This is a genomic window from Photobacterium sp. Alg240-V54, assembly GCF_900537155.1.
Taxonomy (GTDB): Bacteria; Pseudomonadota; Gammaproteobacteria; order Enterobacterales; family Vibrionaceae; genus Photobacterium.
In genome coordinates this window covers 45,118-61,152 of record NZ_UNRL01000007.1, presented here as the reverse complement: position 1 = coordinate 61,152, position 16,035 = coordinate 45,118, and the positions used below count along the sequence as shown (strand labels likewise).

At 39.5% G+C, this 16,035-nt stretch carries 13 protein-coding genes and 1 other annotated feature; of the genes, 5 read left to right on the top strand and 8 right to left on the bottom strand.

Features of this window, described 5'->3' with window-relative positions; translation table 11 throughout:
- Window positions 1–299: 299 nt before the first annotated feature.
- A complete protein-coding gene (locus G6R09_RS15570) occupies window positions 300–482 on the top strand; it encodes a DUF3545 family protein (protein WP_060997631.1) in 183 nt (60 codons plus the stop codon).
- Window positions 483–548: 66 nt separating this feature from the next.
- Here G6R09_RS15570 and ung read toward each other — a convergent pair whose 3' ends face one another.
- The gene (ung, locus tag G6R09_RS15565) at window positions 549–1,211 is read right to left on the bottom strand and encodes a uracil-DNA glycosylase (protein ID WP_163923430.1); all 663 of its coding nucleotides are present in this window, start codon (window positions 1,209–1,211) and stop codon (window positions 549–551) included.
- A gap of 3 nt (window positions 1,212–1,214) precedes the next feature.
- Entirely contained in the window at window positions 1,215–2,063 is an 849-nt protein-coding gene (gene nfo / locus G6R09_RS15560; RefSeq protein WP_065169126.1) for a deoxyribonuclease IV, read from the bottom strand.
- Window positions 2,064–2,425: 362 nt separating this feature from the next.
- Between nfo and grcA the strand changes: the two genes are divergently transcribed.
- Window positions 2,426–2,803, top strand: a complete 378-nt coding sequence (grcA, locus tag G6R09_RS15555) for an autonomous glycyl radical cofactor GrcA (protein ID WP_060997628.1) — start codon at window positions 2,426–2,428, stop codon at window positions 2,801–2,803.
- A gap of 96 nt (window positions 2,804–2,899) precedes the next feature.
- Here grcA and thrC read toward each other — a convergent pair whose 3' ends face one another.
- Genes thrC through thrA form a run of 3 tightly spaced genes read right to left on the bottom strand, consistent with a single transcriptional unit; the run spans window position 2,900 to window position 7,615 of the window.
- Window positions 2,900–4,195 carry a threonine synthase gene (thrC, locus tag G6R09_RS15550; RefSeq protein WP_065177321.1) on the bottom strand — a complete coding sequence of 432 codons (1,296 nt, stop codon included), beginning with the start codon at window positions 4,193–4,195 and terminating at the stop codon, window positions 2,900–2,902.
- Between the two features lie 2 nt (window positions 4,196–4,197).
- Complete coding sequence (thrB, locus tag G6R09_RS15545) at window positions 4,198–5,154, bottom strand: homoserine kinase (protein WP_065169125.1); 957 nt, start codon at window positions 5,152–5,154, stop codon at window positions 4,198–4,200.
- 1 nt (window position 5,155) lies between these two features.
- A complete protein-coding gene (gene thrA, locus G6R09_RS15540; protein WP_163923427.1) occupies window positions 5,156–7,615 on the bottom strand; it encodes a bifunctional aspartate kinase/homoserine dehydrogenase I in 2,460 nt (819 codons plus the stop codon).
- A gap of 74 nt (window positions 7,616–7,689) precedes the next feature.
- Window positions 7,690–7,814: a sequence feature (Thr leader region), on the bottom strand.
- 231 nt (window positions 7,815–8,045) lie between these two features.
- On the opposite strand from thrA, the gene aceK reads away from it, so the two are divergent.
- Window positions 8,046–9,773, top strand: a complete 1,728-nt coding sequence (aceK, locus tag G6R09_RS15535; protein WP_065177322.1) for a bifunctional isocitrate dehydrogenase kinase/phosphatase — start codon at window positions 8,046–8,048, stop codon at window positions 9,771–9,773.
- Window positions 9,774–9,929: 156 nt separating this feature from the next.
- Window positions 9,930–10,409, top strand: coding sequence for a hypothetical protein (locus G6R09_RS15530; protein ID WP_163923424.1), 480 nt, complete (start codon window positions 9,930–9,932; stop codon window positions 10,407–10,409).
- On the opposite strand, the gene G6R09_RS15525 is transcribed toward G6R09_RS15530, so the two are convergent.
- On the bottom strand, window positions 10,392–10,895 hold the full coding sequence (locus G6R09_RS15525; protein ID WP_065169123.1) for a putative 4-hydroxy-4-methyl-2-oxoglutarate aldolase: 504 nt from the start codon (window positions 10,893–10,895) through the stop codon (window positions 10,392–10,394). The genes G6R09_RS15530 and G6R09_RS15525 overlap by 18 nt on opposite strands.
- Before the next feature lie 611 nt (window positions 10,896–11,506).
- Here G6R09_RS15525 and arcA point away from each other — a divergent pair.
- Entirely contained in the window at window positions 11,507–12,226 is a 720-nt protein-coding gene (gene arcA / locus G6R09_RS15520; RefSeq protein ID WP_060997621.1) for a two-component system response regulator ArcA, read from the top strand.
- A gap of 61 nt (window positions 12,227–12,287) precedes the next feature.
- On the opposite strand, the gene arcB is transcribed toward arcA, so the two are convergent.
- Together arcB and G6R09_RS15510 are read right to left on the bottom strand one after the other, a co-directional pair.
- Complete coding sequence (gene arcB, locus G6R09_RS15515; RefSeq protein WP_163923421.1) at window positions 12,288–14,645, bottom strand: aerobic respiration two-component sensor histidine kinase ArcB; 2,358 nt, start codon at window positions 14,643–14,645, stop codon at window positions 12,288–12,290.
- A gap of 143 nt (window positions 14,646–14,788) precedes the next feature.
- Window positions 14,789–15,736, bottom strand: a complete 948-nt coding sequence (locus G6R09_RS15510; protein ID WP_065169121.1) for a TIGR01212 family radical SAM protein — start codon at window positions 15,734–15,736, stop codon at window positions 14,789–14,791.
- Window positions 15,737–16,035: the final 299 nt, after the last annotated feature.

Genomic DNA, 16,035 nt, shown 5'->3' with positions numbered 1-16,035 from the left:
TACAATGTGTTACATAATCTGCTAATAACAAAAAAATAATGATTACAGCCCTTTAATTATCAATAAATCTTATGTTATCAGCACCTTTGATAACATAAGGTCACCAAAGCTATAAAACTATTATTTAACACTATAACAGGTCGTTATTTAACCCAAAAATCACCAATCGTGATGTTCTGCACATAAATATTTCATCTTTCAGTAACAAATGAGAAACAGTTCAATTTTATTGTGAGTCATTCTATGGTAATAAATAATCTGATCGCTTACATCAAGCGAAAAGTAGGAATAGGTGCTTTATGGATAGCTTTGCATTCGACGATATGATGACTACGGATACTGTTTCACGCCGCTCTCGCGCAAAACCTGAAAAGAGAAAATGGCGTGAAATTGAAGCCTTAAAAGATCGTCAAAGACTACGTCGAGAACTACAAGATATGGATATGTGCGGTAGTTTCAATAGTGATGATTTTGATTTTTAGTAACAACCAATAACGGCCAGCTTCACAGCTGGCCGTTTTATTCTTTTAAGCAATATTACCCTGTGATTATAATTGCCAATCAATCGGCGTTTTATTCATCGTAATTAATAACGCATTCGTTGCTGAGAAATGCTTACAACCAAAAAAACCACGGTAAGCAGACAATGGTGATGGATGAGCAGAGGTCAGAATATGGTGTCGATTGGCATCTATTTTTTTACCTTTCTTTTGAGCATGAGCGCCCCACAATAAAAAAATCACCCCTTCGGTATTATCATTAATATATTCAATAGCGCGATCAGTAAACGTTTCCCAACCAATTTTGGCATGGGAATGCGCGTTACCTTGCTCAACCGTTAACACAGTATTAAGTAATAATACCCCTTGCTCAGCCCACAACTGCAAATACCCTTGGTCAGGAATAGTAAACCCATCAATATCAGTCGCTAATTCTTTATACATATTAACCAATGATGGCGGTGTTTTTACGCCGGGTAATACCGAAAAACTCAATCCATGGGCTTGATTCGGGCCATGATAAGGATCTTGACCTAAAATCACCACTTTCGTTGTCGCTAATGGTGTACTTGTAAACGCGTTAAATACATCTTTTTGAGGAGGAAAAACCGTTTTACCTTCAGCGCGAGCGAGTGTCACTGCTTGTTCAATATTTTTAAAATACGCTAATTGTTGTTGCTGCTCGATAAATGCTTGCCAACTTACTGTCATTGATTATTCCTCTAGTGCAAAGCCACGTAATGTTGCAATTTCATGCTGCCAAATATCAGGGTTAATGGTTTCTAATATTAACGGCATATTATTAAATCGACTATCTTGCATTAAGAAACGAAAACAGTCCCATCCGATCGCGCCTTCTCCCAAACTATGATGACGATCTAAGCGACTGCCTAACTCTCCTTTAGAATCATTTAAATGCATCGCGCGTAAATACTGCATGCCCACTACCTGATCAAATTCAGCAAAAGTCGCTTGTGTCGCTTCCATGGTGCGCAAATCATAACCAGCCGCAAAGGTATGGCAGGTATCAATGCACACCCCAACACGTGATTTATCGTCCACTTGCGAAATGATTTCAGCTAAATGCTCAAAACGCCAACCTAAATTAGATCCTTGACCAGCAGTATTTTCGATCACTGCAATCACATCATCAACTTGCTGATGGGCTAAATTAATTGATTCTGCAATTAATCTTAAACATTCTGTTTCAGAAATTTTCTTTAAATGACTGCCAGGATGAAAGTTCAATAAATGTAAACCTAATTGCTGACAACGCTGCATTTCATCTATAAATGCTAACCGTGACTTTTCTAGCTTGTCAGTTTCTGGCGCACCTAAATTAATTAAATAAGAGTCATGCGGCAAAATAGCATTCGCATCAAAACCAAGTTGCTGGCAACGGGCCTTAAATGCCGTGATGGTAGCAGCATCTAATGGCTTTGCTTGCCATTGGCGTTGGTTCTTTGTGAATAATGCGAATGCCGTTGCATTAATAGCCTTGGCGTTAGCAGGGGCATTAAACACACCACCAGCCGCAGACACATGTGCACCAATTAATTTCATAATCACCCTCAAAAATAACCATTAAGCAACATATCAACAACGCTAATGTCACTCGCCAAATTTAACATAAAAAACCACAAAAAATGACAATATATTCACTGCGAGTATATAGTTACACTATAAAATGTTGTTATTTTACAACAAAATAACATTAAAATTATTTTTTAAATTTACTAATTTTAGTTGATTCCCTGCCAAAATGCAGTTAGATTGACCTAGCTCAATAAAACAGCCTTATTATATTTAAGGTTTTTTGTAGTAACTTGATCTACATCAATACCCAAAAGTGCATTGAAGGCTATATAATAGGTAGCTCAATACAAAAACGAATAAATTAACAACAATTTCCTTGGAGAAAAGTTATGATTACTGGTATTCAAATTACTAAAGCAGCAAACGATGATCTACTAAACTCAATCTGGATCCTAGATAGCGAGTCTAACGAAGCGCGTTGTGTTTGTGCGTCTGGCAACTACGAAGCTGACCAAGTTATCGCACAAGCAGATCTTGGTGACATTGAGTACCGTGAACTAGCTATCGAAGCACCAGCAAAAATCGAAGGTGGTCAACACTTGAACGTTAACGTTCTTAAGCGTGAAACACTAGTAGATGCTGCAGCACACCCAGAGAAATACCCACAGCTAACGATTCGTGTATCAGGTTATGCTGTACGCTTTAACTCTCTAACAACTGAACAGCAGCAAGACGTTATCGCTCGTACTTTCACTAACAGCCTATAATTTCGGCCTTAGTGTAAGTGTCTTGATTAGAGCAAGATGCTGCAATAAAAAAGGAGCCTATGGCTCCTTTTTTATCATTAATACAATAACGACACCTTATTTAGTCGGTTGTACTGAATATAAAATGTCTTTAACCGCAGCAAAATCATTATTGGACTCTAATGAGAGTAACGGCATCGCATTATGCTTTGCGAGTGGGGCTGGTAACGCAATATCAGTCGCTAAAATATCATCAACCACATCTTTAAACTTCGCTGGATGCGCTGTACACAAAAATAAGCCCGTTTCATTCGCAGCTAATTGTTGTTCAAGCACATTGTAAGCAATCGCACCATGTGGCTCACACAAATACCCATCAGCATACATTTGTTTTAATGTTACCGCAGTTTGCTGATCATCAACCGCGCCATAGCCCAATTGATTTAATCCCCACCCTTTGAGTTGGCATAATTCTTCAATTCGTGGCCAGTTATTCGGTTGACTAACATCCATTGCATTTGAAATCGTGGCAACCGTCGCCTTAGGGCTCCAGTCGCCGGTTTTTAAATAACGCGGAACAGTATCGTTAACATTGGTTGCTGCAATAAAACGTTTAACAGGTAAACCTAGCGATTTAGCTAATAAGCCCGCGGTTAAGTTACCAAAGTTACCGCTAGGTACTGAAATCACTAATTGTTCACGTTCCGCTTTAGGTAGTTGAGCAACGGCTTCAAAGTAGTAACAGATCTGCGCCATTAAGCGGCTAATATTGATTGAATTTGCTGAATTTAAGCCGATATCTTCACGTAATTTAGCATCATCAAATGCTTGTTTCACTAGCGCTTGGCAATCATCAAATGTGCCATTCACCGCAACCGTGGTAATGTTGTTACCTAATGTACAGAACATCTTTTCCTGTAATGGACTGATCTTGCCCTTCGGGTACAAAATCACGACCTTGATGTTATCCATACCATAGAAAGCATGAGCAACAGCAGCACCAGTATCACCAGAGGTGGCGGTTAAAATCGTGATATCAGTTTCACTATCAGCTGTTACTGCTGCTAGTGATTGTGCCATAAAGCGACCACCAAAATCTTTGAAGGCTAATGTTGGCCCATGGAACAACTCTAACGCATACACGCCGTCTTTTACTTTATTGATAGGTGCTGGAAATTGAAAAGCACTATCAACCATTTGGCTAACGGTTTCTTCACTTAATTCATCACCGATAAAAGCGGAAAGGATCTTACTACTACGGGTAACAAAATCCATCTCTAACAATGCATCAATATCACTAAATTGAGGGAGTTCTGCTGGAAAGAATAGACCTTGGTTACGCCCTAAGCCTTGACGTACAGCCTGACCAAATGAAACCTGTTGTTGATGTTGTTTTAGATTATACAATTTCATGGTTATAACTCACTCCCTGTAACTTTTGCACCTTGTTTATCAAGCCGACAAACATGAACAAAACCTTCATCATTTTGGACATAATTAACGGTTAACCAGTTTGCTAACCGTTGTGCAACTTCAAGATCGGTACAAATGCTAAACATCGTTGGCCCAGAACCAGAAATACCACTTGCTATAGCCCCTGCTTCAAGAGCATATTTTCGTGCTTGATTAAATTTAGGTAATAACTTTTCACGGTAGGGTTCAGCGACAACATCATGGATCATTTTTGCAGCAAGTAATGGCTGTTGAGAATGACAAGCATGAATGAACCCTCCCAAATAACGCCCATGAGCAATCACATCTTGACGGCGATATTGTGCCGGTAAAATAGCGCGAGCTTCAGCGGTTGGCACTTTTATGCCAGGGTAAGCCATGACCCAATACCAATCATCAAAGCAAGGTACTGATTGGCTAATAATGTCCATCTCTTGCACCATAAATTGCAGCCCGCCTAAAAAACAAGGGGCGACATTATCGTAATGGATACTGCCAGACACTTCGCCTTCCATCTCTCCCATCAGAGCCAATAATTCATTACTGGTTAACGGCTGTTGATGGTATTGGTTCAAAGCATCAAGCGCCGCCACAATCGAACAGGCACTTGAACCTAAACCAGAGCCAATCGGCATGTTTTTTTCTAGCGTTATGGCAACAGGCAGTAAGGTGATCCCCTTACGGTCAAGCTCACGTGCAAACACCTGCCAACAGCGATAAACAATATTTTGTTCAGCTTGTTGGGGCAACTTATCTACAAAAGCGCCAACACATTGCAAACTAAATGCAGCCTTACCAGCGGCAACCTCAACCCGATCGCCCAGTAATGATCCATCAATAGGAGACACTGCTGCGCCTAACACATCAAAGCCAACACTGACATTGCCAATCGAGGCCGGAGCATAAACAACAACACTCATGTTAGATACCTCGCTTCCAGCCTAATGTACGCATAAGATCAGCAAACACACCAGCAGCAGTTACTTCAGTACCCGCACCATAACCACGTAGCACTAATGGAATCGGCTGGTAATAACGGCTATAGAAAGCCAAGGCATTTTCACCGTCTTTAATTTTAAACATGGGATCATCAGGGTTAACCGCCACAATTTTAACCTTACAAGTACCGTTATCAATTTCACCAACATAACGTAATACTTTCTCTTCTTTAGCCGCTGCAGCTGCTAAGTCTGCAAAATATGCATCAGCTTGTGGCAGTCGTGCCATAAATTCATCGACAGAACCTGAAGCATCAAAACCTGGCGGTAACGCTTGTTCTACTACTACATCTTCAAGTTCTAATTCTAATCCAGCTTCACGAGCTAAGATCAGAAGTTTACGAGCAACGTCCATGCCAGACAGATCATCACGCGCATCAGGCTCAGTAAAGCCATTATTACGTGCAACGGTTGTCGCCTCACTAAAGCTCATACCTTCATCTAACTTACCAAAAATATAAGAAAGTGAGCCCGATAAAATACCTGAGAACCGCACCAATTCATCACCGGCTGCAAGTAAATTTTGCAGATTTTCAATAACTGGCAAACCAGCACCGACAGTGGTGTCATACATAAACTTACGGTGACCAACACGCGCAGCTTGGCGCAATTGTTGGTAATAGGCCATACTAGCAGTATTGGCTTTCTTATTTGGGGTAATTACATGGAACCCCGCTGCAAGATAATCAGCATATTGTTCTGCAATGGTTTGATCTGAAGTACAGTCGATGATAACCGGATTAATGATATGGTTATTGCGCACTAATTCAACCATCCGCTGTAGCTGTAATGGCTCAGTTACCGCTCCCATCAGATCACGCCAGCTATCAAGCACAAAGCCATTACTATCAAGTAATAGACCCTTACTGTTCGCCATACCACAGACGCGAATCACAATCCCTTTTTGAGACAGTTTTGGTTGTTGGCGATGAATTTGATCAATCAGCTCGCCACCCACACCACCCACACCGACCACAAATACATCCAGTGTATGCTGGCTATTAAATAAGTTTTCATGACAGGCTTTAACCGCCTCGGAGACTTTATTTTGTGGAATAACCGCTGAAATAGCACGCTCAGAAGAGCCTTGAGCAATCGCCACAATATTGACATCAACTTCAGCTAGCGCAGTGAAGAAACGTGATGCTACGCCATGTGAAGTACGCATACCATCACCGACTAAAGTGACAATCGATAAGTCGTCACTAAATTCTACTGGTTCTAACAAACCTTCTTTTAGTTCCAATTCAAAACTGGCAATTAATGCTTTCTTAGCTGCAAGCTTATCGGCGGTTTCAATACAGAAACTAATGCTGTATTCAGAAGATGATTGTGTAATTAAGACTACCGATACTCCAGCGCTAGACATTGCACCAAATACGCGTGCCGCCATGCCAACCATGCCTTTCATTCCTGGGCCAGAAACGTTAACCATAGTTAAATCTTTTAAGGTTGTAATACCTTTAATATCAAGCTGATCTTCACCTGTATCTTGACCAATCAGAGTACCTGCACCCTGCGGATTAAAGCTATTTTTGATTAAGCAAGGAATATGAAATTGAGCAATTGGGGCAATGGTTTTGGGATGCAATACTGATGCACCAAAATAAGACAGCTCCATCGCTTCTTGATAGCTTAACGATTTCAATAAACGCGCATCAGGAACTAAGCGCGGATCACAACTATAAACACCATCAACATCAGTCCAGATTTCGCAACAATCAGCCCGTAAACAAGCCGCTAATACTGCTGCTGAATAATCTGAGCCATTACGGCCAAGTGTGACTAATTCGCCTTGACGGTTACCTGCTGTAAAGCCTGGCATAATACAAACATGGTTTGCTGGCAAAGGGTTATTGCGGAAGTTTTGGGTTGAAATTTCAATATCAACATGTGCTTCGAGGTAATCGCCTTCAGCATATAAATACTGAACCGGATCAATCAAACTTGCTGGCTGGCCTTTGGCTTCTAATAATGACTTCATTGCCAAAATCGATAGCCGCTCGCCTTTACTGATCACCTTAGCATAAACATTATCAGGGCATAATCCTAATAATTGAATGCCATGGACATATTGTTGTAATTGCTCAATCGTTGCAGCTAGTTTGGTGGTTAATAGTTGTTGTTCAAAACGAGGTTCAAGCGCTTTAAGGCCATTAAAGAGATCATTAAAAACTGTTTCTAATGTTGTGATTTGTTGCGTCGCACTCCCTGTCGTTACCGCGCTATCAATCACCGCAACTAAGTTATTAGTGACTTTACCGGGTGCCGATAACACCACTGCAACCTCACCTTGTTTAGCATTACTGGCAATAATATCTGCCGCTCTTAAAAACCGTTCTGCATTTGCTAATGATGAACCGCCAAATTTAAATACTCGCATTCCCTAACTCCCGAGTGACTATCCTGAACTACTTGCTGTAAACAAGCATTACTCAATACTGATGAATTTAAATTGAAAAAAAAGCCCGCAGCTCTTTATGAGTTGCGGGCTTGTTGTAATTATTGCGCATATCAGCCCGCACCAACACCGTTAATGGTAATGGTCATAATAATGGTGGTGATAGTAATACGGGATACATTTGCCATCGTTGCAATTTCTCTTTCACACGCTGTTACCTTACGATTACATGAATCGTAATATAGAGTCAATAAAGTTTTTACAATTATCACACTCTAGCTACGTTTAAAGTATGCGCAACAAAGTGAATTTAATTGTTCAAAAAAACAACAATAATATTTGCAGTCCGTCTGCGAGCATTGCATAGTAATAAAAAGTAGCAGCTAAAATTATCATCATTAAGGACGAATCGATGAGTGCAGCCATGGAGTCACTGATAGCACATACTATTTTACAAGGCTCTGATGCAATGTTTGGTCGCTTCCTTGATGTCACAGCCGAAGCGCAACAACGGTTTGAACATCAACAATGGGCACAAGTACATCAAGCATTAAAAACACGAATTAGTTTTTATGATCATCATGTTGAATTAGTCACTAATCAAATTCAGATCATGCTTGGCGGGCAATATGCCAATCAAATCTGTCTTACTGCGGTAAAACATGCTTATCAAAATTTACTGGTTGACTACCCACGCTATGATATTGCAGAAAGTTTTTTTAATTCGGTATACTGCCGCATTTTTAAACATCGAAATATTAACCGCGATAATATCTTCGTCCATAGCTCGCAACAGCACCGAATTCCGACCTATCCTAGTACCTTAACCCGTCACTATCGTGTGCAGACAACCCTTGCATCAATGCTTGAAAGAATGTTGGACGATCAACCGTTTACACTTGATTGGAGTGATAAACAAACTGATATTCAATTGTTGGTTTCTCATTTACAAAACGAGCTTGGCAATAAACTCGATCAACACCTCACCTTAGAGCAAATTCGCGAACCTTTTTATCGTAATAAAGCAGCTTATTTAGTTGGAAAACTGACATTTTCAAACGGTGAATCATTACCTTTAGTGCTACCAATACTCAACCATGATGGTCAATTAGTACTAGATGCGGGTATTTGTAACGTTAATGATGTCAGTGTTATTTTTGGCTTTGCTCGCTCATATTTCATGGTTTACAGCCCCGCTCCAGCGGCCTTAGTACGTTTTTTAGCTCAGCTATTACCCAATAAAAATTTAGCCGAACTCTACACCGCAATTGGTTGCCAAAAGCATGGTAAAACTGAATTTTATCGCCAATTCCTCGAACATTTAGAACACTCGAACGATAAATTTATTATTGCCCCTGGCATCAAAGGTATGGTGATGTCAGTTTTTACTCTGCCATCGTATGACTTTGTTTTTAAAATAATTAAAGATAAATTTGCACCTCAAAAAGACATTAGCCATCACGCAGTAAAACAAAAATATCAATTAGTAAAAGAGCATGATCGGGTTGGCCGAATGGCTGACACGCAAGAGTACCGTCATTTTAGTTTTCCACGACAACGCTTTAGCGACGAGTTAATTAATGAGTTAGTCACTATTGCGCCTTCAATTGTGACAGTCACTGACGATAACGTCATTATTGAACATTTATATATGGAACGACGAATGATTCCATTTAACATTTATATTGAAACCGCTAACGATGCTGACTTACGGCACGCGGTCAATGAATATGGTTTCGCTATTAAGCAGTTAGCTGCCGCCAATATATTTCCTGGAGATATGCTATTTAAAAACTTTGGTGTGACACGTCACAAGCGAGTGGTGTTTTATGACTATGATGAAATTACTTATATGACTGAAATGAATTTTCGTACCATTCCAGCAGCGCGTTACCCTGAAGATGAGATGGCTGCGGAGCCCTGGTATAGCGTTGGGGTTAATGATGTATTTCCTGAAGAATTTCGTACTTTTTTACTGATTAACCCTAAAGTAAGATCATTGTTTAATGAATTGCATCAAGATCTTTTTGAGGCAAGTTATTGGCAATATTTACAAGCCAACATTAAACAAGAGTTATACCCAGATGTTTTTCCTTATCAAAATAGGCATCGATTACACCTAACGATAGCGAAAAAATAATTTTATCACGGCTGCAAAGGCTGATCAGATTACGCTGAAATTGTATCAATCATCACACGGTAAGCATCGATATTCATATTTATCACTTATAACACTTACTATTGGTACAACATCACCTACTATTTAAAATAACGTCGTTATTCAAAAGGAGTAGGTATGACCAAATATTATTTAAGGATGATCGGCTTACTTACTTTTTTAGCACTTTCAACCACAGCACAAGCGACAACCGCCATAAAAACTAGCCTAACTTATAATGGCGGTCAAACGTTAACCTCTGGCTGGTTTCTATCATCGCAATCCCGTCAGCAACAAAGTTTTGATGTCTGGCAGATCGACAGTGGTTATGCTTATTCTGTCACCGACAATACCCAATTTTATGTCAGCACTCATCTAACAACCAGTACCGATTATCAACCAACATCAAGTGGCTTAACCTCAGGAGTTAAATATAGTGTCTCGCCACGCATCAGTATTAACAGTGCCATTACCTCAGAAACAATGAATAATAAAACCACATTAGGGTTAGAATTCGGCAGTCAATATGATGTATCACAAAAGGTCAATGTACGTGCCACCGTCGACTATGCTGAACTTGAGCAAATTATTGAACTCGGATTAGGGTTCAGTTTTTAATACACTCAAATCTAATGCCATACTCGTTAAGATAACGCCATTCAAATCAGCATAAAGATAATCATTAGGGTAAATCAGCGTTTCAGCAATATTTAACACCACATTATTCTCCCCCATTTGACGCTTATCGGTTTTTATTGGGCATGCAGCCAACGCTTTAACGCCAAGAGGTAATTGTGCTAACGTTGCTACATCTCGAATCGCGCCATTAACAATAATACCTTGCCAGTTATTTTTTACTGCTAATAAAGCCAATTGATCGCCTAATAATGCCCGTCGACAACTACCGTGACCATCAATAAACAAAACCTTACCATCACCTGCTGTTGATAATATATCACGCACCAAACTATTATCTTCAAAACAGCGCAGAGTAACGATTTGTCCTCCAAATGGCGTATGACAGCCATAATCAAGTAACGTTAGTGGTAAAAAACGAATATCTTGTGGGTAGTAATCACATAAATCGGGTAATAAATCCTTCATTAGCCTTTCCTCCATCACGAAAAAATTCAAAAAGTAGACAAATTTGACCGTATTTCTTAACAACAATCGCAATATTGATTATCAGCTCTTTTATACTAAAATCCATTCGCCTTAATGAGTGCCAACCCTAATCGATACTGTTACAATATTTAGATAAAGATGAACTATATGTTGTATTTTTTATTGTCATTAAGTTTAAATATTAGTCAGTAGTATCACGTTTTGTATGTTGTTATTACTATCATGACACTTTTTTTCTACTCCGATATAAAGGTTAACTAGACTTAGAAACATAACAACTGTTCTTCTCGCTGTTTGATATAAATCAAAAAACATCCAACTAATAGGTATCAACTAAGCTCTCCACATTGTTAGCGAGCTGTTAAGTGAATACAATTGTCGCATTATCAGGGAGATTGTAGCCAGCACCCCAAGCTTTATGGGGGATTTCAACATCGTTATTATGTTGTTGAATGAAAGGATGGTGTACCACATAGGTTGTAACAATAAAGTGTTTATTTAAAACATTTGTCCTATTTGTGAATTTTTTTATAGAATTTAACTATTCTGTGGTTAACCAGATTTAGTTTCTGATATTAGGTACTGCCAAAATGCAAACCCCTCACATTCTGATTGTAGAAGACGAGCACGTAACACGTAACACACTAAAGAGTATTTTTGAAGCAGAGGGTTACACTGTTTTTGAAGCAAATGATGGCGCAGAAATGCACCAGATGCTTTCTGAAAACCCTGTGCATCTTGTTATCATGGATATCAACCTTCCTGGTAAGAACGGCCTTCTACTTGCGCGTGAACTTCGCGAACAAGGTGATATGGCATTAATGTTCTTAACCGGTCGTGATAACGAAGTTGATAAGATTTTAGGTCTTGAAATTGGTGCTGATGATTACATCACTAAGCCATTCAACCCACGAGAATTAACGATTCGTGCACGTAATCTATTAACTCGTGCAATGAACCAAGGTCTTCCAACTGAAGATAAAAAACTGGTTGAGCGTTATGAATTCAATGATTGGTCATTAGAAATCAATAGCCGTTCTTTAGTAAGTCCTAGTGGTGAGCAATTTAAATTACCACGTTCTGAGTTCCGTGCATTACTGCACTTCTGTGAGAACCCAGGAAAGATTCAAACCCGTGCTGATTTACTCAAGAAAATGACTGGCCGTGAATTAAAGCCGCATGATCGTACTGTTGATGTAACTATTCGTCGCATTCGTAAGCACTTTGAGTCAGTTGCAGATACACCAGAGATCATTGCCACTATCCATGGTGAAGGTTACCGCTTTTGTGGTGATTTAGGCGAAGAGTAATTTCTTCTCTAACAAAGATTGAAATAAAAAGGCGACCATCAGGTCGCCTTTTTATTGTTCATTACTGCTGCTTTAGCCATGTTTTGAGCACGTTAATATCATCTTGATAGCTGTATTTTATTTCATCAACCCAATCATTAATATTTTCCCACCATGCAGGTAACTCTGGTGATTGCGCTTTTTGAGCCACTTGCTGAATATGTTTAAGACCAATAGATCCCGCCGCACCTTTTATTTTGTGGGCTTCAAACTTAATTCCGTCTTGATCCTTAGCAGTCATATTTGAATCTAAAATAGCCAAGTAATCAGGCATCATTTTTTCAAACATCTCAATACTAGTATATACCGGCTCTGTGCCCACAATTTCAACGTACGAGGTTAGCATTTCCAAATCTAATAATGTATCAACCATACTAACACTGGTGGTATCAGCCTGATCGGTTTCATTATCAATTAAATCATCAAGCTCATGACTGCAACTTAAAACCAGATTATCAATCACACTGGTAATCGCTTTTACCGTCAATGGTTTATTTAATACTTCATCCATGCCTTTATCGAGATATTCTGTTTTATCATTGACCACATTAGCGGTTAATGCCACTAAAGCTGGCAGATCTTGATATTGTTGACGTAAGTTTTGAGCGATATCAAATCCTGTCATATCTGGCAATTGAATATCCAATAACACTAAATCATAATCTTCAGGCCTAAAAATGGCTAGTGCCTCATCACCACGCATAGCCACCGTTACTTCATGGCCTAATCGCTCAAGTAGTGATTTAGCGACGACGATATTAAGTTCAATATCTTCTACCATAAAAATACTGAGTCCTGTCATTTCAGGACGCACTTCAGTAACAATGTGCTCTTCAACAACAGCTTCAACCAAGGGCGCGCGAATTTTAACGATAAAAGTACTACCTGCGCCTATTTCAGAATGTACCGTTATATTACCGCCCATCAACTGAATTAATTGTTGTGAAACGGCTAAACCAATCCCAGTACCAACCGCATGTAAATTATCATCCCCTTGTTGAACCTGATAATACATCGCAAAAATATTCTCAATTTCAGCCTTAGGAATACCAATACCGCTGTCTTCGACTTCAAAAATGATTTCAGCATCATGCTGATGAATTTCACTACTGACCGATAATACTACTCCGCCTTGTTTGGTAAACTTGGTCGCGTTACCAATTAAATTCCACAACACTTGGCGCAGGCGAGTACTATCGACCTCAATATTTTTAGGTAGAGCCGTTAAATATTCCAAATCAAACCGTAGCCCTTTTTGCTCAGCCATTAATTGTGAAATATTACCAATATCTTCAACAAACTCATGAAGATCTAATGGCTGAGGCAGTAACTCTAACCGACGACGATCTGATTTATCTAAGTCAATAATATCATTAAAAATATTACCTAAAGTGATCGCACTAACATGGACGGTACGTAAATAACCACGCTGCTCATCAGTCAGTTCTGTTTCTAATAGCATTCGGCTTAAGCCAACAATACCATTAAGTGGAGTACGTAATTCATGACTAATGGTTGAAATAAATGCCGTTTTATCACTGCTGGCTTTTTCTAGCGCGTCTTCATATTTTTTGCGCTCAGTAATATCACGTCCAAACCCCATTAAACCTAAACGTTTGCCATTGCGGTCATAAAGAGGCACTTTACGAAGTTCAAATAATGCTTTTTTACCATTGGGATAATCAAGCCACTGCTCATCAGTCATCGCAGTATTAATATCAAATAATTCTTGGTCAGTTTGAATAATACGTTTGGCAACTTCCGCTGGATAAACATCCCATGGTGTTAGTCCAACCAACTGTTGTTCACTTTTACCCACCAATTCTGCCATCGCGCGATTACAGCCTGAAAATTGATTCTTTTCATTACGGTAATAAATCAAATCAGGCGACGCATCTAAGAACGATTTTAATAACGCACTTTTTTCAGCAACAGCGACTTGCGCATTTTCACGATGATAAACTTCATTTTCTAAATCTTGTATCGCTTCCTCTAGCGCTTCTTCTGCTTTTTCACGTTCTTCAATTTCAGAATTTAAGCGGGCAATATTAGCTTGAAGTTGTTGATTAAGCTCCATGTCACGCGCACGCATTTGCTCTAATTTAGTCACTAACTTAGCTAAGCGTTGGCGTGAGTCTTCTAATTGATCAACCACCACAGAAAGGAAATAAACTGCCCAAGGAGTAATAAATAACCCAAAGGTTACTGAGCGAATAATATCAACATCACGCATGGTGCCGTGTAACAGGAATGTGACACCAATTTGCACTACCATTGCGAGTGCAACTAACGCCGCAGCCAATAGTAAACTAAAACGAAAAATACCTAATTTGACTAAAAGGTCGACATAAAACTGGGCTAAAATTTTGATTTGTTTCATCAATGAATACCAAGAAAAAAAACAACCTCGCCACTATGGCGAACACTACTGCCTATCATAATCGCTCTCGCGGCTAGTGCCTAAACTAAAGCTGTAAAGTTTTATTGTGGCGCACAAAAAAGCCTACTTCACGTAGGCTTCATTTATGCTTGACGATTTAATATCGGTAATTGATAAATAAATGGATTACCTAAGGCACTACCTTGCGCACCTTGTTTATCTAAAATTCGTCCAATTTCAGTCATCGCTAACCAGCGATTTTCACACCACATTGGTGCCAATAACGTTGGCCGACGAGCACTTGCAGCAACGCGATGATAAACCACCTCTGGTGGGGTTAATTGAATCATTTCACTGGCAATATCCGCATAGGTTTCCAGACTAATAGCCTCTAATCGTCCCGCTTTAAAAGCCTGTCCCATTTTGCTGCCTTCAACAATATGCAATGGATGCAATTTAATTCCATCAACGCCGACTGCGACTACTTTATTTAAGGTTTGCAGATTATCAGCCTTACTATCGCCTGGCAGCCCGACTATTAAGTGAGTACAAATCTTAATGCCTAATGCTCGAGCACGTTGGGTGATCTCAGCATAACAGGCAAAATCATGCCCGCGATTAATGCGCTTAAGGGTTTTATCATTAGCTGTTTGTAAGCCTAATTCTAACCAAATTTCATAACCCTGCTCAACATAGCCCGCCAGTAAATCTAATACCGCATCGGGCACACAATCAGGACGAGTTCCAACACAAAGGCCAACAATATCTGCGGTTGTCAGTGCTTGCTCGTACATTTTCTTAAGCGTTTGAACTTCAGCATAAGTACTAGTATATGCCTGAAAGTACGCAAAATAACGCTGAGCGCGATGCACCTCTCCTGCACGAGCAGCGAGTTGTTGTTGAATCGGCACGAACTGATTCTTTTCGTCAGCAAATGAAGCAACATTACAAAATGTACAGCCACCACGGCCAATAGTGCCATCTCGATTGGGACAACTAAAGCCACCGTGTAAGGTAAGTTTATGGACTTTTTCACCATAACGGTGTTGTAAATCTTGCCCAAAAGTATTGACGAGTTGATGCAATTGCATGGTATTACCTAGCGTTTAAAACAATGAATAATCTACGTCAGCGCAGATCAATGTGACAAAGGAGCCGCAACATAGCATTAATCATCATCATGAAGGTTGTGCTAAAACAAAAACCCATAATTAACCGTAATCTTAGTCGTTAAATATGCTTCATTTATGCATCAAAAGTGTTAATTTTTATTGGTAATTAATGTATCAAAATTGTAGGATGGTTACACTTGTGTGCAATTTATAAACAAAAAAAGCCCTGTAATTACGTTGTTTTGCGGTGATTTCTATGGCTTTTACATCATTAATAA

Bases quoted from the DNA above. Each gene is read 5' to 3' on its own strand.
- G6R09_RS15570 (WP_060997631.1), top strand. From the start codon at position 300: ATGGATAGCTTTGCATTCGACGATATGATGACTACGGATACTGTTTCA.
- ung (WP_163923430.1), bottom strand. From the start codon at position 1,211: ATGACAGTAAGTTGGCAAGCATTTATCGAGCAGCAACAACAATTAGCG.
- nfo (WP_065169126.1), bottom strand. From the start codon at position 2,063: ATGAAATTAATTGGTGCACATGTGTCTGCGGCTGGTGGTGTGTTTAAT.
- grcA (WP_060997628.1), top strand. From the start codon at position 2,426: ATGATTACTGGTATTCAAATTACTAAAGCAGCAAACGATGATCTACTA.
- thrC (WP_065177321.1), bottom strand. From the start codon at position 4,195: ATGAAATTGTATAATCTAAAACAACATCAACAACAGGTTTCATTTGGT.
- thrB (WP_065169125.1), bottom strand. From the start codon at position 5,154: ATGAGTGTTGTTGTTTATGCTCCGGCCTCGATTGGCAATGTCAGTGTT.
- thrA (WP_163923427.1), bottom strand. From the start codon at position 7,615: ATGCGAGTATTTAAATTTGGCGGTTCATCATTAGCAAATGCAGAACGG.
- aceK (WP_065177322.1), top strand. From the start codon at position 8,046: ATGAGTGCAGCCATGGAGTCACTGATAGCACATACTATTTTACAAGGC.
- G6R09_RS15530 (WP_163923424.1), top strand. From the start codon at position 9,930: ATGACCAAATATTATTTAAGGATGATCGGCTTACTTACTTTTTTAGCA.
- G6R09_RS15525 (WP_065169123.1), bottom strand. From the start codon at position 10,895: ATGAAGGATTTATTACCCGATTTATGTGATTACTACCCACAAGATATT.
- arcA (WP_060997621.1), top strand. From the start codon at position 11,507: ATGCAAACCCCTCACATTCTGATTGTAGAAGACGAGCACGTAACACGT.
- arcB (WP_163923421.1), bottom strand. From the start codon at position 14,645: ATGAAACAAATCAAAATTTTAGCCCAGTTTTATGTCGACCTTTTAGTC.
- G6R09_RS15510 (WP_065169121.1), bottom strand. From the start codon at position 15,736: ATGCAATTGCATCAACTCGTCAATACTTTTGGGCAAGATTTACAACAC.